Raw genomic sequence first — 20,385 nt, 5'->3', positions numbered from 1 at the left:
CGGCGCGTGCGGAAAATGGGCTAAGCCGTCGGGCCGGCGTCGGGGTGGGGCACCTCGCGCCCTCCTCGGTCCCTGGCTCTGCCCGCTCGGCATCATCTGATACCGAACAGTCCGCTCACCTGCATGAGTCGTACCAGCTCAGCCCAGAGCTGATTCAGCGGAAACCCTGACTCTCGACGTCTTCCTCAGGAAGACTTGCGAGCAGCCCAGAGAAGGCGGTGGGGAGCGGCCCGAATGGACGACTCCCCTGCCTAAGTTCTACCGAGGATAATTCCCCGCTGTACTCGACCGCAACCGATAACACGAACATGTCATCCGGCTGGAGGAACTTCGTGGCGACTGTCGCCCCGCCCGACACCGACGCCCTTGTGCGCGCACGGGTCAGCGAACTACTGGAATCCTGGCAGCCGTGGCATCGACGCCTGTGGGATGTGGGGACGGTTCTGTCGATGTATGAGGCGGTCGAAGCAGCCGACTGGGTCGGACGACACGTCCTGTCTCCGGCCTCCCTCGCCTGGTATGCCCGCGAATCGCTTCTGCCACGCCTCAAGACCGATAGCGCCATCGGAGACAGCGAGTTGCGTCGCGAGATCCATAGAACCTGCTCTTCTCCCCTGAAATCAGGCGCGCGAAGCCAGCGCACGCTGGCACTTATCGCCGATTTGACCGCTGACGGCTACCTACGACGCTGGCGCGATCTCGTTTCCACCCAACCCGTCCATGTGGAACGTTCCGCCCGGTGTATCTCCGCTCACCTGCTCGATGAGGGATTCCATCAAGACTTCCTGTACGGCCAGGTCAAGTCTCGTCTCGGCCGCAACGGGACCGCCGTCGACCTGATCGAACTGTTTATGGAGCTTGAGTCACTCGGTGAACGCGAGTACGAAGGAATGATCATCCTGCAGGACAAGCTTCCTGCTGCCCAGGCCGCGCTCAAGTCCTCCCACTGGATGGCACAGGAGGAGGTGGGCCACCGGCTTTCCTCTGAGTTCCCCTCCGTCACTTCCGTTCGCGCCAGCGGTGGCTTGCTCTTCCGTGTCCGTGCCCGCGACCATGTCTCGGCTCTGCATGAGATCACCGAGCGCTTCGACCGCATCCGGAACCGGGTGCGCTATCGGCGCGGACAGACAGTTCTTGATGTACACCCACAGATCTTCCTGTCCGGCCTGCCCGAGCCTCAGAATTTCCGCCGCGGAGACCCCGCCGTCACTGTCCTGTCCCTGGAGCGCGTCGGCGTACTCTACGATCTGCCCGAAAGCGGCACACATGGTGTACGCATAGACGACGCACTGGAGCTGGCCGCCCCGCTCACGGAGAGCTCGCCCAGCAATGCCGTCGCCGGTGCCTGGGCCGCCTTGGAATCACTGCACTTCTGTGACACCGACGAGGCCGACCGTGACGAGGGGCGCACCGTGTCCGCCGATCGGGCCGCCGCGCTGGTGGCGGCCGGATGGCCGCGCGCCGAGCTGACCGCGCTGAGCTACGAGCGCAAGATCCGTGCGGCCGACCCTCGGCTCCACCGGGACCTCGCCGCGATAGAGGGCAACAACCGGCAGCGCGCACAGCGACTGGTCCAGTGGCTGGCCACGAAGCCAGGCAGGCCCGCCAGTGACCTCACCACCGCTGCGGCCTTCGAGCGGATGCAGGAGTTGGTCGCAGCGCCATCGATCACTCTTCGCCGGGTCAACGGCTACCTCCGGGGCAGCTTTCGCCGGCTGTACCGCCAGCGGAACATCGTCTTGCACGGCGGCTCCACCCGGTCGATCGCCCTTGCGGCAACCGTACGAACTGCCGGGCCTCTCGTCGGCGCGGCTCTGGACCGGCTCGCTCACGGTCACGCGGTCGCTGGGGCCGCCCCACTCGACCTGGCCAGCCGGGCGGAGCTGGCCATGCGCATAGTCGGTAACGAAGACGGCTGGCGCATTCACGACCTGCTCGGCACCTGACGACGTTCGTCCTGTCCAGGAAGCGCCGGCGTCGCTGAAGCTCCGTCCTTTCGCCCGCACCTGCTGGTGGACGGCTTCCCGTCGGCTACCGCGACGTGCTGAGTGAGGGCGCCGGGCCGGTGGTCGGCGATGTGGCGCGCGCGGGGTCGGGGCGCCGGGACAGCGTGATCTCCTCAGGGCCGTAGATGTCGCGCAGGTCGGCGACGCCGAACTGGCCTCGAACTTCGGCCAGGACCGCCTGGTAGGCGTTCGTCTCGACGTAGTTGGCGTGGCGGGGTGTGTCGATGTAGGTCATCTCGCCTCGAAGGTTCGGCTGATGGGTGCGCTTCAACTCCGAGAACTTCTCCTTGTCGGCCCCCTCAAGGGTCAGGTCCATCGCCACTAGCTGCGCCATCTCCTCGAATCGGTGGTAGGCGGCATCGGCGAACTCGATGAACCCGAGCACGTACAGCGAGTCGACCGTGCAGTTGAAGATGTTCAGGTACAGCTGCGGGTGACCGCTCTTCCATTCGAACAGCGCTTCGTCCACGAACGGGATCTTGTACTCGTAGCCGGTGGCCAGCACGACCACGTCGACGTGTTCACGCGTACCGTCGATGAAGACGACATCGCCACCGTCGAGCCGTTCGACGTCTGGTTTCGCGGTGAGGTCGCCGTGCTGGAAGTAGTGGATGACCTGGTCGTTCAGGATGGGGTGGGAAGCCGTCAGTTCGTGGTCCGGTGCGGGGAGGCCGTAGCGGGTCAGATCGCCGACGAGCGCGTCGACGAGCGCGCCCGGGTCGTCGGGCAGGGTGACGCCCGCCGGAAGCGGCCTTCCGCGGTTGATGAACACGTCCGACGGAACTCCGAAGATGTGCTTGGGCACGAACCGGTATCCACGTCGTACGCTCAGGAACGCCTTGTCGGCGCCGGCCGCGGCGTCGCAGGCGATGTCGACTCCGGAGTTGCCCGCCCCGACGACTAACACGCGCTTGCCGGCGAAGGTCGAGCTGTCGAAGTACACCGACGAGTGCATCACCTGGCCGGTGAAGGTGTCCCGACCGGCGATCTCGGGAGTGCTGGGGTGCCAGGTGACGCCCGGCGCCACGACCAGGGCCCGATAGTGACGCCTCTCGCCGCCGACCGTGACGTCCCACGTGCCGTCGTCGAGCAGTTCGGCGCTTTCGACCTCGGCATTGAACGTGATGTGCTCATACAGGTTCTCAGCCTGGGCGAAGTCTCGGATGTACTGGAGGATCTCGCGCCAGGAGGGGTAGTCCGGGTACTCCTCCGGCATGGGGTGGCCGTAGAACCCGCTGGTGTACTTCGAACTGATGAAGTGAGCGGTGCGGTAGACAGGGCTGCCCTCGTTCGCCGGGTCCCAGATCCCACCGACGTCAGAGTGCTTTTCGAACACATCGAACGGCAGCCCGGCGGCACGCAGCTGTCGGGCGACGACCAGCCCCGCAGGTCCGGCTCCGACAACGCAGACACGATCGGTGGTCTGAGGTTTCGTGGTCATGAAGCTCTCCCCTTCCTGTGGTCAAGGGCAGCCCCAGAAAGTTTCTCCAGGCCCTTGGGGAAGCACGCTAGAGCCCGATCCACAACATAGTCAAGTGACCAAGTCGCCTGACTATGTCGCTTGACCTATAGTGGGTGGGAGTGCGCGTCGCGCCCGATAGCCTGTGCGCCAGAGGCTCGGCGGCGGCTCGGTCGATCCCGGCCGCATCAACGGAGATGGAGTGATCGTGTCGGCACGCGTGTCGGTGGAGCAACGACGGAAGGACCTGGTCGAAGCCGCATTTCACACCATGGCGCAGGTGGGCATCGCAAAAGCGACGACAAGGGCGATCTGCGCCGAGGCCGGGGTTCACCAGAGTGTGTTCCACTACTGCTTCCACTCCAAGAAGGAGCTCTACCAGGAACTCGTGCGTGTGATCGTCGTCGACATGGTCGACGCGGCGGTGACCGTCCCGGACCTCGGCTCCACCGCCGAGGCGGCCGTGCGCACCAGCATGGAAAGGGGCTGGTCCCACGTGAAGGCGCGACCCGGACGCCAGATCTTCACCTACGAGTTCACGACCTTCGTCATGCGCGATCCGGACCTGGCCGACCTGGCCGCGTGGCAGTACCAGCAGTACTTCGAGCAGACCGAAAGACTGCTGCTCGCGATCGGGGAAGCCGCCGACGTCGAATGGTCGGTCCCGCTGCCGGTTCTGAGCCGCATGATGACCTCGGCGATGGACGGCCTTCTTCTCGGCTGGCTCACCGACCGCGATGACCAGGCGGTCGAAGACAGCCTCTGCCACTTCACGGACTACTTCGCCAGTCTCACCAGGCCGCGGACGAGCTCACCCCGAAACGCCGAAAGCCTCAAGTGAGGGACGCGTCGATCTTCGCCCTGCGCTCCTGCGGCCTCACCCCGACAGGGCCGGCAGCGAAGGCTTGAGCCGGCGGAAGGCTGCCCGACCTCTAGGCCGTCGGACCGGCCTCGGGGTGAGGCACCTTGTCCTCTTCGTTCTCCTCGTCGGCCGCCTCTTCGGTGTCGGCCTCGTCCTCGTCGTCAGCCTCGTCCGTGGCCTCCGGCGGGTCGGCGGGGACAGGCCGGCGGCCCGTCTCCGTGGTGGCGCCGGACCGCTCGGCGACCACATCACTCTCCCCGCCCAGGCCGATCGCCGCCTCCGACTGTGCCTCAGGTGTCTCGCTCATCCCCTGGCACTGCCCGCTCAACACCGTCTGATACCGAACGGTCTCTTCACCTGCCTGAATCACACCAGGTCAACTCAGAGCTGATTCACCGGAAACGCTGATCCTCGGCGTCTTCCTCCGGAAGACTCTTGCAAGCACCCCAGAAAAGGCGGATGGGGAGCGGCCCACATGGACGACTCCCCTGCCGCCCGCAGCCGTGGTGCCACCGCCGGGTCTGACGCGCCGGAGGTCAGTCCGGCGCGGCCGCGTCGTCGTCCCACCGCTGGACGTAGTCGGCGATGGGTTGCAGCGCGACGACGAGATCGGCCCCCCGCGGCGAGAGGCCGTAGCGCACCGAGACGGGGGTCGTGGGGACGACCGTACGCTCGACCAGTCCCGCGTCCTGGAGTTGCTTCAGGCGGACGGTGAGCATGCGCGCGGAGATGCCGGTCACCGACGCGGCGATCTCGGTGAACCGCTCGGCGCCGCGAGCCAGTGCGAGCAGGACGCCGGGCGCCCAGCGCTGGCCGACGACCTCCAGGGCACGGCTGGCGCTGCGGCATTCGGCCTCGTTGCTGTGGTCCCACCGGGTGCGCGGCGGGGTCGTTCTCGGGGAAGTCACTTACTTAGCGTAAGCCGGTCCCCCAGCTTTGGACAGGCTTACGCTGAGTAAGTCGGTTACCGCCGTGGAGCAGCTCGCCTCGCGGAACGGTGCGGTGGGCAAGGTGATCGTCGGCTCCTCAGTGTGAGCCCACTACGGCTGTTCCGGCCGGCACACGGCTGCGTCAGGTCGAGACCAGGTCGGCGGCGGCCAGGACGCGCAGGTGCTCCAGGGCCTCGCGGGGTGTGTCGGTGAGCGGCTGGATGCAGACGTGGTCCGCGCCGGCGTCCAGGTGCGCCCGTACTCGATCGATGATTTTCTCTGGCTCGCCCCAGGCCACGATGGCGTCCACCAGCGCGTCGCTGCCGCCATCAGCGCAGTCCTTGTCGCTCCAGCCCAGGTCAAGCAGGTTGTTCACGTAGTTCGGCAGCCTCAGGTAGAGGGACATGAAACGGCGGGCGGTCCGCCGTGCCCGCGCCGGATCGGTGTCGAGCACCACCATCTGCTCCGGCGCCAGGATTGGATCGGGGCCGAGGATCGCACGAGCGCGCACGGTGTGCTCGACGGGCACGAAGTACGGGTGCGCCCCCTGCGTGCGTTGCGCGGCGAGGTCCAGCATCTTGGGGCGGAGGGCGGCGAGCAGGAGTGGCGCCGGCTCCGGCAGCGGGCCACCGTACTTCGTCGCGTCCATCGCGTCCAGGTAGGTCCGCATGGCCGAGACCGGCCTGCGGTAGTCATGGCCACGCGCCGACACGACGGGGGCGTGGCTCACGCCCAGGCCGAGCACGAACCTGCCGTCGAACGCTTCCGCCAGCGCGTTCGCGCCGTTGGCGGCGGCGGTCGCGTCGCGCACCCAGATGTTGGCGATCCCGGTGGCGACCATCAGGTGCTGCGTCGCGCCCAGCAGGAGCGCCGAATGGACCAGCGCCTCCTTGCCGGTCGGGGTCTCCCCCACCCACAGCGTTCCGAAGCCCAGTCGCTCCACCTCGGCGGCCGCCTCGCGCTCGAATGCCGCGGACTCCCCGCCCAGCGCGCTGCTCCAGACCCCGACCCGTCCCATACGCCGCTTGAGCGCCGCCACATCAATCACCACAGCTCACCGCCTCACTCGCCACTACTATCACAGGCCCTTCGGCGGTGTACGGCGCATGACAGGCGATCGAGCTTTCCAGCTCACCTACCCGGCCTGGCGTACGGCGGGGACGTCGTCGGTCCAGTTCAGGGGCGCTGTGTACATCCAGCGTGCTCCGTTCACCCAGCCGTGGAAGAAGACGCGGTCGCCGAGCACGTCGGCGCCGCCCGGCCCCTGGACCGCGCCGTGCAGGGTGGCGGTCGTCATCAGGGGCGAGGCGGACTTGGTGTAGGGGCCGGTGAGCGAGGGGGACACGGCGTAGCCGGTGAAGTAGCGGTCGCCCGTGTAGGGGCCGCCGGAATAGAAGAGGACGTACCGGGTGGAGCGTTTGACCAGGACAGGCGCTTCGACGATGCCGTCTTCCCTGGGGTCGTCGTTGCGGATGAGCTCCTTGCGGGGGCCGACGAAGGTCACCCCGTCGGGGAGCACCCGCTGGAGCCAGACGATCGCCGGTCTGCGGACGGCGTTGCCGTCGTTCTTGTACAGCAGGTATCGCTGTCCGCCAGTGTCCACGAAGCTCGCCGGGTCGATGGCGCCGCCTTCGCCGGGGTCGCAGACGATGGGGCCGTCGCCCAGGGGACGGAAGGGGCCGAGTGGTCCGGAGGAGAGGGCGGCGCCGACACACCTGCGCTTGGCCGTCGCGCTCGGGGCGGTGAAGTACATGAGGTACTTGCCGTCCGCACGGCGGGAGACATCGGGCGCCCACAAGCCGCAGTCGGGGTCGGCCTCGCAGCTCACCGCCCAGGACGGCTTGGCGGGCAGGGCGTCCCCGCGCACGGTCCAGGGGCCGGTGGCGGACGGCGCCGCGGCGACGGGAACGTGCCGGGTTCCGCTGCTGGTGGAGTAGGCGTAGAACGTGGACCCGGCCCGGATCACGTCCGGGTCGGGGAAGTCGGCGGGGAGGACGGCCGCAGGCGGCGCGGCGGTCGCTGCCTGGACGTCGCCGGCAGGCGCGACGGCCGTCGCGCCGACGTCGCCGGCAGGTACGGCGGCCGTCGCCTGAACATCGCCGGCAGGTACGGCGATCGTCGCCTGAACATCGCCGGCAGGTACGGCGATCGTCGCCTGAACATCGCCGGCAGGTACGGCGATCGTCGCCGGCAGGGCCAACACCAGGAAGAGCCGGCGCATGGGGATCTCCGATCGTCGCGTGCTCACTCGATGTTCCAGTCCTCGGTGCGGGGCGGGTAGGCGAACGTCTGGGTGCCGAGCCAGCCCTGCCCGACGATGCGGTAGCCGTGCATGGCTTCGTCGGCGGTGTGGTCGGGGCCGATGTCGATGGTGTCGATGATCGACCAGACATCGTCGACCTTGTGCTTGACGATGTAGCGGAACTCGTTGAAGTCGGAGGAGCCCACCGAGGCGTTGACGATGGTGAGCGAGCGTCGCCCGGCGGTCAGGTGCGGGGGGAGCTCGACGATCTGGTTCCGCCACTTGTAGAGGTCGTCGCCGAGCAGCGGCCGCCAGGCCCCGGCGGGCGCGCCGTTCACGGTGATGGTGGCGTGCTGCAGGGGGACGCCCACGTCCAGGCGGCGGATCAGGCGTACGCCGGTGTTGGCCGGACTGACGGTCACGGTGAACCGGCTGGAGCCGCCGCCGCCGAACGCGCGGCCGTCGTCGCTGACGATGTGCCCGACGTCGACGATGTCGCCGGGCAGCCCCTCGGACATGCCGCCCCGCAGCGCCGCGGTCAGCACGAGACCGACGCCCACGACCACCGTGATCGCCCCTGCCAGCACGATGGCTCTGCGCCGGCCGCGACCTGCGGGCCGCGCGCCACCGACGGTCCGGCGATCCTCGGCCGGCGCGCCGCCGACGGTCCAGCGACGGCCGCGGCCCTCAGGTGGCGTGCCGCCGGCGGTCCGGCGCTGGTCCTCGGGGGGCGCGCCGGTGGAGGAGTCGGTCGTAGGGTCCTGCCCAAGGGGCATCCGGGTGAGGCGTACCCGTTCCCAGGTCCGTTCCCACGCCGGGATTTGCGGCTCGGGCACCCGGCAGGCCCGCAGGAACGCCACCATCAGCGCCTTCTTGGGGAAACGCCGCCCGGCCAGCATGTCCGCGCAGGTCGCCCGTGGCAGCCGGACGCCGCCCGCCCGGTCCGCCCGCGCCTGCAACTCCCGCAGGGACACATCGGCTCGGGCGAACTGCTCGGCCAGTGCCTTGACCAGGTCCTCGTGGCAGCTCACCCGTGCCAAGCCGGACCCGGAGGGCGCCTGCTCGTCAGGCCCAGGATCTTGACTGCCTTCAGGAGCCTTACGCATCACTTCCCGGACCTTGCCCTCTCTTGACCCGGACCGCTCCGGCAGCACCGTTCCGCTACGCACAGCGTACAAACAATGACCGAGAGTTGTCGGTGGTTGGCGTGCGGTCGTCTCGGTTCGGCCGGGAGTGGCTCGACTGCGGACGGGTCCGTCCGAGGAGCTGTTGGACATCCAGGCCGGCTGGTTTTCCTGGGTGTCAGGACGCCGGTCGATCACCTGTCGGCCGGTACGACGAGACAAGGAGAAGCGGATGACCCTCGCCACTGAAGACGACAAGAAGGCGGCACTGCGGGAGAACCCGGCCGTGGCCGAGGTTCTGGCGCAGTTCGGGGACGGCGCCGAGGCGGTGCTGGACGAGCTGGCGGCGGGACTGAGCGCCGAGCAGATCCAGGCGATCCCCCAGGCGCCCGCCATGCCGTCGGACGCCACGGCCCTGGCCGCCCTCAACTGCTGGCAGGCCCGCGCGGTCTACGCGGTCTACCAGCTGTTCGGCATGGCGGTGTGCACCATCGTGGGGGGCTACACCGGCGGGTTGGCCGCCCTCGCGTGCCGGCTGATCAAGGCCGCCGCCGGCAAGGCGATCAACTGGAACTCCCTCTGCTAGCCGATGACGCCTGGCTCCCGTCCGCGCCGCGCCGCGCGGGCGGGAGCTCCCCGGCGAACGCGGCCTTGGGTCCCCAGGGCAGGCGGCTTGTGAACCAGGCCGCGCGCCACGATGCCAGCCTTCTGGGCGCCGACCAGGTTCGTCCGGTCAGGCGTGCGCGGCGTCGATCTCCGCGCGGGCGGGCATCGACGTGCTGGCCCCCGGCCGCTGCACCGACAGCGCCGCCGCCGTGGACGCGAACCGCAGCGCCTGCTCGGCGTCGCGGCCCTCGGCGCGGGCCACCGCGAACGCCCCGGCGAAGGTGTCCCCGGCCGCCGTGGTGTCCACCGCCTGGACCTTGACCGCCGGCACCCAGATCCGCTCCCCCGTGCTCGCGCCGTACAGCGCCCCTTCCGACCCCAGCGTGATGACGGCCTCGTCGACGCGCCGCAGCAGCGCGTCCATGGCCGCCTCCGGGGTGGCGGTGCCGGTGATGCCGGCGGCCTCGTGCTCGTTGGGGATCAGCAGGGTGACCGCGTCCAGCAGGCCGTTCGGCAGCGGCTGCGCGGGGGCGGGGGTGAGGATGACGGGGACGCCCGCCTCGCGCGCCGCCCTGGCGGCGGCGATGACGGCCTCCATCGGGAGTTCGAGCTGCAGCAGCAGCGCCTGGGAGGCGGCGATGACGGCGCGCTCGTCGCTGGTGGGGGCGCTGATGGTGCCGTTCGCGCCGGGGACCACGATGATCGAGTTGCCGCCGGCGTCGTCCACCACGATGTGCGCGATGCCGCTCACGCCGGGCACCTGGCGCAGCAGGCTCACGTCCACGCCGGCGGCGGCGAGGGCGTCGCGCATCTCGGCGCCGAAGGCGTCCTCGCCCACCGCGCCCAGGAACGTCACCTTCGCGCCCGCTCTGGCGGCGGCGATGGCCTGGTTGGCCCCCTTGCCGCCGGGGATCGTCCGGAACTCGCGCCCGGTGACCGTCTCACCCCGCTGAGGGGCCTTGGAGACGTAGGCCACCAGGTCCATGTTCGCGCTGCCGAAGACCGTGATCATGGATGCATCATCTCCTGGGTACGGCGCGCCAGCTCCTCCAGCCCGATGCCGTCGAAGCCGGTCAGGCTGCTGGCGAGGCTGTCGCGCATGGTCCACTGCCCGGGGACGCCGCCGTTCAGCGCCCCGACGACGGAGCCGACCGTCGCGCCGGCCGAGTCGGTGTCCCAGCCCGCGGCGACCGCGCCGGCGATGGAGGCGGTGAAGTCGCCGCCGCCGTGGATGAGGGCGGCGGCGATCAGGGCGGCGTTGTTGATCGTGTGCACCCAGTGCAGGCCGCCGTGGCGTTCGTGCAGCAGGTCGAGGACCCGTTCGAAGTCAGGCTCCCGGGCCGCGTCCTCGGCCGCCTGCCGTACGGCGAGATGCAGGCGGGAGCGCGGCGGCACCACCGACAGCCCGGCCGCCACCACCTCCTCCACGGAGGTGGCGACCAGCGCGGTGGCGCACATGGCGGCGACGAACATCGCCCCGTAGACGCCGTTCGCGGTGTGGGTGAGCCGGGCGTCGCGCCAGGCGTACTCGGCGGCCGTGCCCGGATCGCCGGGGTTGACCCAGCCGTACACGTCCGCCCTGATCAGCGCGCCGATCCACTCCCTGAACGGGTTACGGTAGGTGGCTGTCTCCGGCGGCTCGACGCCCGCCAGCAGGTTGCGGTACGCGACCCGCTCGGCGGTGAACGTGCGCCCGGCCGGCAGCTCGTCCAGCCAGAGCTTGGCCACGTCGTCGGTGGTGAAGCCGCGGCCGTGCCGCTCCAGGACGGACAGGGCGAGCAGCGCGTAGTTGAGGTCGTCGTCCTCGGGGATGCCGTCGATGTTCTCGGCGAGGGAGTTGACGGCGCTGCGCCGGTTCCACGGCCAGCGCTCGGCGACCTCGTCCGGCAGGCCCTCGGCGGTGAACCAGCCGCGGATCGGCCAGTTGCCGGTGGCCTCGGCGAGCTCCCTGACGCCTTCGCGCGGCAGCTTCTCCACGGGCTTGCCCAGCACGCAGCCGGCCGAGCGGCCCAGCCAGCCGCCGAGCACGCGATCGCGGGAGGCGACGTGGCCGGGCCTCGGCTGCGGCCAGCCGGGGCAGGCGGCGATGATGGCGATCAGGTCCGTCGGCTCGTCCAGCGGCGAGTCCATCGCGTCCAGCTCGTCCAGAAGCCGCTCGGCCAGCGGCCGGAGCTTCTGCGCGCCGGGCTCGGAGGCCCCGGCGCGGGGCGGGGCGTCGTGGCCGCCCTCGGCGTGCCATCGCTCGGCGATCCGGCCGGCGTCCCGGCCGTCCTCGGCCGCCTGGCGGAGCTCGTGCCCCACCAGGTCTTCAGGCTGCACCCAGGTGAGCCGGATCATTCAGGTCTCCAGAAGGTCGGTGAACGCGGCTTCGTGCGCCCGGCGCCGGGCCACGTCGTCGGCGTGCACCCGGCGCGCCACCGCGGCGATCGTCCGGCCCGGCGTGAGCAGGTCGGTGCGGCTGGCCGTGCCCACCTGCTCGACCCACTCCGCCGGCACGGAGGCGAGGCCGCCGAGCGCGCCGGCGATGGCGCCACCCATCGAGGCTATCGAATCGGCGTCCCGGCCGTAGTTCACGCCGCCCAGCACCGTCTCGCGGAAGTCCCCCTTGGCGATCACCAGGAAGCCCAGCGCCAGCGGCAGCTCCTCGATGCTGTGCGTACGACTCGGGCGGCGGGCGCCGAGCCCCTGGTCGCGGTAGGTGTCGGCGACCGTGTCGTAGGGCCGTACGGCGGCGCGCAGGGCGGCGAACGAGCCGTCCCAGTGGCCCAGGCCGCGGGCCGCCTCGCAGACGGACTCGATGGCCGCCCTGGTGCCGTCCCTGGCGAGCCGGAGGCAGGCCGCCACCACGGAGTCGGCGCTGGCGCCCGGCCGCATGGCCTCGGCCACGGCCGCCGCCATCACGCCCGCGGCCTCGCGGCCGTAGCTGGACTGGTGCGCGCCGGTCAGGTCGATGGCCTCGGCGTAGGCGGCGTCGGGGTCGGCGGCGTTCACGATGCCGACCGGCGCGACGTACATGGCCGCGCCGCAGTTGACGATGTTGCCGACGCCGGCCTCGCGGGGGTCGACGTGCCCGTAGTGCAGGCGGGCGACGATCCACTTCTCCGCGAGGAAGATCCGCTGCAGCAGCAGCGCCTCCGCCTCCAGCTCGGGGACCCACTGCCGCTTGCCCATCAGCTCGGGCACCAGGTGCTCGGCCACGGCGTAGGCGTCGAGGTGGCCGCCCGCCTGCTCGTAGACGCGGATCAGCGCGTGCGTCATCAAGGTGTCGTCGGTGATGTGGCCGTCGCCCTTGTGGTAGGGCGCGATGGGGCGGGCGTTGCGCCAGTCCTCGTTGAACGGCGGCACGATGCCCTCCACCAGCCCGCCGTAACGTCCCACGATCTGTTCGGGGGTCCAGCCCTCGGTGGCGCCGCCCAGCGCGTCACCGACCGCCGCCCCCGCCACGCAGCCGATCGCCCTGTCCTCAAGCGGCGTCATGAAAGTCCCTCCGTCAGGTCCATGAGATCCAAGCCTGTCAGTTCGGGCAGACAGCAGCCGGCGAGCGTGCCCGCCGCCGCCCTCCACCCCTCCGGGATGGCCCCGTACCCGCCGCACGCGCCGGTCAGCGCGCCGGTCAGCGCGGGCGCGGAGTCGGCCAGCGCCGCCAGGCAGGCGGCCGCCGGTACGGCCCGGCCGAGCGAGCCCTGCGCCACCTCGGCCAGCGCCAGCGCCACGGGCACCGTCTGCGCGGCGCCCACCCCGTAGCTGTAGACGTGGTCGAGCAGGGCCGCGTCGAGCGCGGGCACCGCGCCGAACGGGTCGCCCGCCGCACGGGCGACCTTCAGCGCCAGCCTCGCGTTGTGCCCGATGGCGGTCTCTTCCGGCAGTACGTCCAGCGCGGCGCCGACCATCCGGGCCGGTGAGCCGGTCGCCACCGCCTCGGCCACGGCCGCCGCGACGGCCAGCGCGCCGAGCACGCCGTCGCCGGAGTTGGTCACCTGGGCGTCCTCGCGCGGGTCTCTCCCGAGTGCGCCGAAGGCGACGGCCCTGATGGCGGCCGCGTCGTCGAAGTGGTGCGGGTTGTCGTGCCCGCTGGCGGGCGGTTCGAGGCCCCTGGCCAGGTTGTCCAGCGCGGTCGCCACCGAGACGCGCGCCCTGATGTCCGTCCGCCCGGCCAGGCTCCTGAACGCCTCCGCCCTCGGGCGGTCGAGGCCGAGCACCGTCCAGGCCAGCCACTCGGCGTCGTCGGACGGGCCGACGGCCAGCGGCCCGACCGGCTGGTTCAGCGCGAACGGCACCGGCAGCGTGGTGACCCGGTGCTCCTCGGCGAACACGTCCAGCTCGCGGTGCAGCCGCCTGCTCCAGGGCGCGTGCAGCGCCGCTCGGTGCCTGCTCGCGGGCCAGCCCGCGGCGTCACCCACGGCGAGCCCGATGAAGGCTCCCGTGATCCTGTCCCCCGACATGATGTCTACAGTCCTTCCGCCGATTCGCCGGCGCGATCCGGTCCCATCATCGACCCACCCCTGTCCGGTCCGCCATCAATCCGCCGCCGTCCCGTCCTGGGGCCGGCGGGCGTCGTCCAATGCCGCCGCCGTCCCGTCCTGGGGTCGGTGGGCGTGGTCCAGTGCCGCCGCCAGTTCGTCGGCGACGTCGAGCACATGTCGTCCCGCGACGGCGGGCAGGCACTTGCCCGTCACCGGTCCGATGCGCGCCGCCCATCGGCCGGGCACGCCTCGCTCGCCCTGTCCAGCTCCGGCGATCGCGCCGGCGATGGCGCCGATGGTGTCGGCGTCCCGGCCCAGGCTCACCCCGAACGTCACCGACGCCTCCACCTCACCCCCGCCGGCCAGGTAGGCGGCCAGCGCCAGCGCCACGGCCTCGGGGGCCACGTCCGTCCAGGGGTAGTGCTTGACGACGACCGCCTCGTGCAGCGCCTCCACAAGCCCCGAAGCCCCGGCCCCGGCATCCCCGCCGACGGCCTCGCCTCTCATCTCGCGGCTGACAGCCTCGCCACCGCTCTCGCGGCCGGCGGCAGCGCCGATGACGTCGCGGATTCGTACGATATTTCTGGCGGTCCAGGAGTCGGCGGGCAGCACCGCGAGCGCGGCCTCGACCACGTCCGGCGGGGGCGCGCCCGTCATGGCGGCGGCCACGGCCCCCGCGACCGCGCGGCCGCCGAGTATGCCCTCCCCCGACTGGCTGACCCGGCCGTCCTCCTCCACGAGCCGGGCCGCCTCACCGGGATCGCCAGGACAGAAGATCCCGTACGGCGCGGCCCGCATCGCCAGCCCGTCGGACCAGCCGTGCTGGTGCACCAGACCGGTCAGCGGCGGCTCCAGCCCCCGCCGCAGCGCCTGGACGGTGCCGAGCTCGGAGAAGCCCGCCCCGCGCATCGGCCCCTCGGCCAGCGGGACGATCCGCTCCCGGTAGGCGGCGGCCACCAGCGCCGAGGTCAGGCCGTGCCCGTGATCCACCAGCAGGGAGGCGGCGAAGATGGCGTACTCGGTGTCGTCCGTGCCGCCGCCCTCGATCTCGGTGAGCCGCCCCCACCGGCGGCGGATCTCCGCCGGTGAGAGGTTCTCGGCGGGCGCCCCGAGGGCGTCGCCGGCCGCGAGGCCGAGCAGACACCCCCGGGCCCTGTCCCGAAAAATCCCGCCTCGAAGGGTTCTATCCGCAGACGTCACCGCTGGTACCGCTCCAGCACCTCGTTGCCGTCCTCGACGAGCTTCTTGGCCACCTCGTCAATGCTGATCTTGTTGGCGAAGTACTCCTGCAGCGCGGGCGTCGCCACCTTGGACTTCCACTCGTCGAACCCGTTCACCTTGAGGAAGGGCGCGACGACGAGGTTCTTGGCGGAGGCGGTGGCCACGTCCCAGCCGTTCTCCTCGGTGGTGATCGCCGGGTCGGCGGCGGCCTGCTGGGAGGTCGGCAGCAGCCAGTCGCCCTTGGCGAGCTTGGCCTGGTTGGGGCCGTTCAGGAAGAAGGAGATGAACTTGAGCGCCTCGTCCGGGTGCTCGCTGTCAGCGGCGACCGACAGCGTCTGGGAGACGGCGCCCTGCTCGGAGCCAGTGCCCTTGAGCGGCGGCAGCGTCACCCACTCGAAGTCGTCGGGCGCCTGCTCGGCCACCTGCTGACGCAGGTAGACGCCGACGGGCAGCATCGCGTACTTGTCGGCGAAGAAGCCGGGCAGCGGGTCGGCGGTGCCCATGCCGAGCGCCGAGGTGTCGGCGGACTTGTCCTTGTAGAGCTGGTCGTGGATGCGCTGCAGGACCTCCTTCTCCTGCGGGCCGACCTTGACCGTGGTCTTGCCGTCGGCGCCGGTCTGGAAGAAGGTGCCGCCGAAGTTCAGCGCGAGGTTCAGCGTCTTGTTGACCGGGGACTTCATCGGCCAGGCCACGCCGTAGGTGTCGCCCTTGGTGAGCTTCTTGCCGATGGTGGCGAACTCGTCCCACGTCCACGGCTCAGCCGGGGTGGGCATGCGCACCTTGGCGGCGTCCAGCAGCTTCTTGTTGGCGATGATGACCGTCGACTCCTGCAGGAACGGCACGCCGTACACGCCCTTGGCGCCCTTGCCGTCGTCGAAGGTGACGGTGTCCCAGGCGCTCTGCGGGATGTCGCTCTTGAGCTCGGCCGGCAGCTTGTCCTTCAGCTCCAGCAGGTAGCCCTTGGTGGCGAAGCCGGACAGCGCCGGGGAGTCGTCGTGGATGACGTCGGGCGCGTCGCCGCCTTCGAAGGAGGTGACGAGCTGGTCGTTGACGTTGTCCCAGCTGCCCTGGACGTAGGTGACCTGGATGTTCGGGTTGGCCTTGTTCCACTCCTCGACCAGTTGCTTGTTGGCCGCAACCGACTCCTTCTGCCAGGCGAGGCTGAGGAAGTCGAGCTTGACGGGCTCGTCAGGGGCGGAGGAGGACCCGCCGTCCCCGCCGCCGCCGCACCCGGCGGCCAGGGCGACGACGACCGCCGCCGCCAACGCGGATTTGATACGCATGAGAGCCTCCTAGCCCTTCACAGCGCCGGCCATCAGGCCAGACCTCAGCCGACGCTGGATGATTGCGAAAAAGATCAGGCTCGGAATCGTCGCCATCAGCGACGCCGCGGCCAGCGGGCCGAGCCTGGACACCCCCTCGGGGCCGGTGAACCTCACCAGCGTCAGCGGGAGCGTCATCACGTCGGGATCCTTGAGGACCACCAGTGCGAACAGGAACTCGTTCCAGGACGAGATGAACGAGAACAGCAGGGTCGCCACCACGCCGGGCGCGAGCAGCGGCGCCACCACGCTGACGATCGCCCGCATGCGGCCGGCGCCGTCCACCGCCGCCGCCTCCTCCAGCTCGCGCGGCACCGACCGCACGTACCCCTGGAGCATCCACAGCGCGAACGGCAGCGTGAACGTCACATGCACGACCACGAGGCCGACCAGCGTGTTGGTCAGGTTGAGCTGCCGCAGCACCATGAAGAGCGGGATGATGATCAAGATGAACGGGAACACCTGGCTGACCAGCACCCAGCCGAGCGCGACCTGCTTGAGCGTGCCCCGGTAGCGGGCCAGGGCGTAGGAGGCGGGCAGCGCCACGGTGACCGTGAGCAGCGCGCTCGCCAGCGCCACGACCAGGCTCCGCGCGCCCGCGCCGACCAGGTCCTGCTCGCCGAACGCGTCGGCGAAGTTGGCCAGGGTGGGCTCGGCGGGGATCCACGTCGGGTCGAGGCCGGCCATTTCCTGCGGCGTCTTCAGCGACGTGGACAGCAGCCACACCAGCGGAAAGGCCAGGAACACCATGTACGCCAGCAGCGCGACGTACTGGGAGATCCTTCTCATGACGCCTCCCTCAGTTGCCGCCACAGATAGACGCCGAGCAGGGCGAGCACGACGATCACGATGCTGACGCCGAGAGCGGCGGCGTAGCCGAAGAAGCCGTACCGGAACGCCTCCTCGTAGGCGAACAGCATCGGCAGCCTGGTCTGGCCGCCGGGACCGCCCTGGGTGAGCACGTAGACCAGGCTGAACTGGTTGACGTTCCAGACGAAGTCGAGCGAGGTGATGGTGACGATGATGGGGCGCAGCTGCGGCAGCGTGATGCTCCAGAACTTGCGCCAGGTGCCCGCCCCGTCCATCTCGCCCGCCTCGTACAGCTCCTTGGGGATGGTCTGCAGGCCGGCCAGCAGCACGATCGTGGTCTGCGGCATGCCGCTCCACACGCCCATGACGATGACGGCGGGCAGCGCCCAGGTGAAGTCGGCGAGCCAGTTGATGTCGGTGCCGAGCGTGCTGTTCACGATGCCGGCGTCCGGGTGGTAGACCAGCCGCCACATCAGGCCGATGACCACGGGCGGCATCGCCCACGGCACCACGGTCAGCACCCGGGCGAGCCCGGTGAGCCAGAGCTTCTGGTTCAGCAGCAGCGCCAGCCCGAGCGAGGCGAGGAACTGCAGCACGGTCACCGTCACGGCCCAGATGAGGCCGACCCGCATGGACGCCCAGAAGGTGTCGTCGGCGAGCAGGTCGCCGAAGTTCTCCAGGCCGACGAAGCCGGTGACGTGGTTCTTGCCGGACTCGGCGTCGGTGAACGCCAGCCCGATCCCGTACAGCAGCGGGCCCACGCTGAACAGCAGCACGGGCACGAGCGCGGGCAGCATGAGCACCCACATCTCGCGGTTGCGCCGGGGTCCGCCGGCGCCGCGCGCGTTCCGCGCGGGCGGCGCGGGCTTGGTCGCGGTGGCCGTCACGTCCCGCCCTCCTCCTCGCCCGTCGTGGAGGCACGCACCACGAGACGGGGCGGTACGGTCACCACCCGGGGCTCGCGCTCGCCGTGCTGCAGCCGGTCGAGCAGCAGCTCGGCGGCGGCCTTGCCACGTTCGGCGGAGCCCAGCGAGACGCTGGTGAGCGAGGGCCACGAGGCCGCGGCGAGGTCGGTGTCGTCCATACCGACCACGGCCACATCCTGCGGCACCCGTCTGCCCGCGGCGCGCAGCACGTCCAGGGCGCCGAGCGCGATCAGGTCGTTGGCGCACATCAGCGCGTCGAGGTCGGGCACCCGGTCGAGCAGCGCCGCCACGGCCCGGCCGCCTTCGGCGCGGTAGAAGTCGCCGATCTGGACGAGGTTCTCGTCATAGGGCAGACCGCAGGCTTCGAGCGCCTCGATGTAGGCGGCTCCGCGGGCGGCGCCCGGCACGGTGTCGGGCGGGCCGTTGACCATCCCGATGCGGCGGCGGCCGAGGGCGTGCAGGTGGTCGATCGCGAGCTTGACGCCGGTGCGGGAGTCGGCGCGCACGTTGTCGACGGGCGTGCCTTCGGGCACCGACCCGATGATCACCACGGGCGCTCTGGCGGTGGCCAGCATCTGCAGGTGCCGGCCGGTGACCCGCAGCGGGCTCATGATCAGCCCGTCCACGTAGCGCTCGCCGAGGCTGTGCAGCACGTCGATCTCGTCGGCGACGACGGCGTCGGTGGAGTGCAGCACGATCCGGTAGCCTGCGGCCTTGAGCACGGGCTGAATCTGGCGCAACATGGCCAGGTAGGCCGGGTTGCCGACGTCGGCCATGGCGAAGGCGACCTGATGGGTGCGGCGGGACTTGAGGGAGCGGGCGACGGCGTTGCGCACATACCCGAGCTCCTCGGCGGCGGCCATCACCTTGCGCACGGTCTCCTGCCTGGTGGGCAGGCCGTTCAGCACTCGGGAGACCGAGGCGATGGAGACGCCGGCGCGCTCGGCGATCGTCGTGATCGTGGGTCCCTCGGCCAAGGCAGTCCTTCCAGGAACGTAAACGATTCCACATTTCTGTAAACGTTTACGGTGTTTTGGGACATGAAACTCTGACCGTACCCCTGGGTCAAGTCACGATCGCATAACGCCAGGTCAACTAGGGGGCGGGAACCCTGGACCGGGATTCGGTCCCGCGCGTTGGCGGGAGGTCCCGGCCAGGATTCGCGCCCCCCGGTCATCAGTCGCGGGCCGCCACCGGCACGGGCTCCGGCGGCGTGGCGACGCGGTCCAGCGCGAGGATGGCGGGCGCGCCGGTGAGAGCCATGACCGCGGCCAGCACGGCGGGCACGATCAGCGCGATGGGCAGCGACGACGCCTCCGCGACGTACCCCAGCACGGCGGGCCCGACCAGCAGGCCGCTGTAGCCGAACGCGGTCACCAGCGCCAGCGCGCGCCCGACCGGGCCGCCCGCCGCGCCGACGGCGCTGAAGATGACCGGCACCACGGTGGCCAGGCCGATCCCCGCCAGCGCCCAGCCGGTCCAGGCGCACACCACGGCCAGCGAACCCGTCAGCGGGGCCGCCAGGACGAGGATGTACCCGCAGGTCGCCAGCAGGCCGGCGAGCTGGATCGTGCGCACCGAGCCGAGCCGGGCCCGGATGGGGTCGCCGAGCAGCCGGATGGTGGTCATGGCCACCGCGAAGACGGTGTAGGCGAGCGGCGCGAGCGCCGGGTCGGTGCCCAGCACCCAGCGGGCGTGCAGCGCGGCCCAGTCGATGGCGGCGCCCTCGGCCAGGTGACCGGCGAACGCGGCCCCGCCGAGCAGCGCGATCAGTCCCCACTTGAGGGAGGTCGCGGATCGGCGCTCCCCGGCGGCCGGGCTCGCCGAGGTGTCGCCGGGCGGGTCCGGCAGCAGCAGCCGCGCCGCCGGCAGGTACAGGAACGGCACCACCACGGCCGCCACCACCAGCAGCGTCTGGGCGTCCAGCCCGGCCCGCAGGACGAGTGCGGTCACCGCGCCACCGGCCGCGCCACCGAGGCTCCACGTGCCGTGGAAAGCCGAGATGATCGGCCGGGCGTAGCGGCGTTCGACCTCGACGGAGTGGGCGTTCATGGCGACCTCGGTCACCCCGAGCCCAAGCCCGAAGACGACGGCCAGCACGGTCAGCGCCGCGTAGTTCGGCGCGAGCGCGGGACCGAGCAGGACCACCGCCGAGAACGGCCCGGCGAACCAGCAGACGGCCCGGCTCGACCACCGGTCCACCAGCGGCCCGGCCGCCAGCATGGACACCAGCGCGCCACCGGAGATGAGCAGCAGAACGGTGCCGAGCCGGGCCGGGCCGAGGTCCAGACGGTCGTTCAGCGAGGGCAGCCCGGCCGCCCACAGGCCCATGACCAACCCGCACAGAAAGAAGAAAATAAACACACCAAGTCGGGCACGTTGGGCATCGCCCCATTTTTTGCTCACGGCTAGAGC

General features: G+C 70.8%; 19 protein-coding genes. 3 read left to right on the top strand and 16 right to left on the bottom strand.

What is annotated here, in order from left to right; all coding sequences use genetic code 11:
- Window positions 1-332 precede the first annotated feature (332 nt).
- Complete coding sequence (locus IEY87_RS37090; RefSeq protein WP_189143512.1) at window positions 333-1,946, top strand: hypothetical protein; 1,614 nt, start codon at window positions 333-335, stop codon at window positions 1,944-1,946.
- 85 nt (window positions 1,947-2,031) lie between these two features.
- Here IEY87_RS37090 and IEY87_RS37085 read toward each other — a convergent pair whose 3' ends face one another.
- The gene (locus IEY87_RS37085; RefSeq protein WP_189143511.1) at window positions 2,032-3,447 is read right to left on the bottom strand and encodes a flavin-containing monooxygenase; all 1,416 of its coding nucleotides are present in this window, start codon (window positions 3,445-3,447) and stop codon (window positions 2,032-2,034) included.
- Window positions 3,448-3,673: 226 nt separating this feature from the next.
- Here IEY87_RS37085 and IEY87_RS37080 point away from each other — a divergent pair, with 226 nt between their 5' ends.
- Window positions 3,674-4,306 (top strand): TetR/AcrR family transcriptional regulator, encoded by a 633-nt coding sequence (locus IEY87_RS37080; RefSeq protein WP_189143510.1) that lies wholly within the window; start codon window positions 3,674-3,676, stop codon window positions 4,304-4,306.
- Between the two features lie 91 nt (window positions 4,307-4,397).
- Here IEY87_RS37080 and IEY87_RS37075 read toward each other — a convergent pair whose 3' ends face one another.
- The 5 genes from IEY87_RS37075 to IEY87_RS37055 form a co-directional block, all read right to left on the bottom strand.
- Window positions 4,398-4,634, bottom strand: coding sequence for a hypothetical protein (locus tag IEY87_RS37075; RefSeq protein ID WP_189143509.1), 237 nt, complete (start codon window positions 4,632-4,634; stop codon window positions 4,398-4,400).
- A gap of 229 nt (window positions 4,635-4,863) precedes the next feature.
- The gene (locus tag IEY87_RS37070; protein ID WP_189143508.1) at window positions 4,864-5,235 is read right to left on the bottom strand and encodes a winged helix-turn-helix transcriptional regulator; all 372 of its coding nucleotides are present in this window, start codon (window positions 5,233-5,235) and stop codon (window positions 4,864-4,866) included.
- Between the two features lie 163 nt (window positions 5,236-5,398).
- Complete coding sequence (locus tag IEY87_RS37065) at window positions 5,399-6,304, bottom strand: TIGR03620 family F420-dependent LLM class oxidoreductase (protein WP_225277586.1); 906 nt, start codon at window positions 6,302-6,304, stop codon at window positions 5,399-5,401.
- Between the two features lie 87 nt (window positions 6,305-6,391).
- On the bottom strand, window positions 6,392-7,504 hold the full coding sequence (locus IEY87_RS37060; protein WP_225277587.1) for a glycoside hydrolase family 43 protein: 1,113 nt from the start codon (window positions 7,502-7,504) through the stop codon (window positions 6,392-6,394).
- Window positions 7,501-8,604, bottom strand: a complete 1,104-nt coding sequence (locus tag IEY87_RS37055; RefSeq protein ID WP_194511358.1) for a hypothetical protein — start codon at window positions 8,602-8,604, stop codon at window positions 7,501-7,503. The genes IEY87_RS37060 and IEY87_RS37055 overlap by 4 nt, the downstream gene beginning before the upstream one ends.
- 250 nt (window positions 8,605-8,854) lie before the next feature.
- On the opposite strand from IEY87_RS37055, the gene IEY87_RS37050 reads away from it, so the two are divergent.
- Entirely contained in the window at window positions 8,855-9,208 is a 354-nt protein-coding gene (locus IEY87_RS37050; RefSeq protein ID WP_189143506.1) for a hypothetical protein, read from the top strand.
- Between the two features lie 147 nt (window positions 9,209-9,355).
- Here IEY87_RS37050 and rbsK read toward each other — a convergent pair whose 3' ends face one another.
- The 10 genes from rbsK to IEY87_RS37000 form a co-directional block, all read right to left on the bottom strand.
- Window positions 9,356-10,240 (bottom strand): ribokinase, encoded by an 885-nt coding sequence (gene rbsK / locus IEY87_RS37045; RefSeq protein WP_189143505.1) that lies wholly within the window; start codon window positions 10,238-10,240, stop codon window positions 9,356-9,358.
- On the bottom strand, window positions 10,237-11,565 hold the full coding sequence (locus IEY87_RS37040) for an ADP-ribosylglycohydrolase family protein (RefSeq protein ID WP_189143504.1): 1,329 nt from the start codon (window positions 11,563-11,565) through the stop codon (window positions 10,237-10,239). Before IEY87_RS37040 ends, rbsK begins: the two co-directional genes overlap by 4 nt.
- Window positions 11,566-12,705: an ADP-ribosylglycohydrolase family protein gene (locus IEY87_RS37035; RefSeq protein WP_189143503.1), complete on the bottom strand. Its 1,140-nt coding sequence runs from the start codon at window positions 12,703-12,705 to the stop codon at window positions 11,566-11,568.
- Window positions 12,702-13,670: an ADP-ribosylglycohydrolase family protein gene (locus IEY87_RS37030; RefSeq protein ID WP_189143502.1), complete on the bottom strand. Its 969-nt coding sequence runs from the start codon at window positions 13,668-13,670 to the stop codon at window positions 12,702-12,704. Before IEY87_RS37030 ends, IEY87_RS37035 begins: the two co-directional genes overlap by 4 nt.
- Window positions 13,671-13,745: 75 nt before the next feature.
- On the bottom strand, window positions 13,746-14,891 hold the full coding sequence (locus IEY87_RS37025) for an ADP-ribosylglycohydrolase family protein (RefSeq protein ID WP_189143501.1): 1,146 nt from the start codon (window positions 14,889-14,891) through the stop codon (window positions 13,746-13,748).
- Entirely contained in the window at window positions 14,888-16,195 is a 1,308-nt protein-coding gene (locus tag IEY87_RS37020) for an ABC transporter substrate-binding protein (protein WP_189143500.1), read from the bottom strand. Before IEY87_RS37020 ends, IEY87_RS37025 begins: the two co-directional genes overlap by 4 nt.
- A 9-nt stretch (window positions 16,196-16,204) precedes the next feature.
- Entirely contained in the window at window positions 16,205-17,023 is an 819-nt protein-coding gene (locus IEY87_RS37015; RefSeq protein WP_189143499.1) for a carbohydrate ABC transporter permease, read from the bottom strand.
- A complete protein-coding gene (locus IEY87_RS37010) occupies window positions 17,020-17,931 on the bottom strand; it encodes a carbohydrate ABC transporter permease (protein ID WP_225277588.1) in 912 nt (303 codons plus the stop codon). Before IEY87_RS37010 ends, IEY87_RS37015 begins: the two co-directional genes overlap by 4 nt.
- The gene (locus tag IEY87_RS37005; protein WP_189143498.1) at window positions 17,928-18,947 is read right to left on the bottom strand and encodes a LacI family DNA-binding transcriptional regulator; all 1,020 of its coding nucleotides are present in this window, start codon (window positions 18,945-18,947) and stop codon (window positions 17,928-17,930) included. Before IEY87_RS37005 ends, IEY87_RS37010 begins: the two co-directional genes overlap by 4 nt.
- 199 nt (window positions 18,948-19,146) lie before the next feature.
- Window positions 19,147-20,334 (bottom strand): MFS transporter, encoded by a 1,188-nt coding sequence (locus IEY87_RS37000; RefSeq protein ID WP_225277589.1) that lies wholly within the window; start codon window positions 20,332-20,334, stop codon window positions 19,147-19,149.
- Window positions 20,335-20,385 lie beyond the last annotated feature (51 nt).

The organism is Nonomuraea glycinis (assembly GCF_014646515.1).
Taxonomy (GTDB): Bacteria; Actinomycetota; Actinomycetes; order Streptosporangiales; family Streptosporangiaceae; genus Nonomuraea; species Nonomuraea glycinis.
The sequence above is the reverse complement of the archived record's forward strand: the minus strand, read 5'-3'. Positions and strand labels throughout refer to the sequence as shown.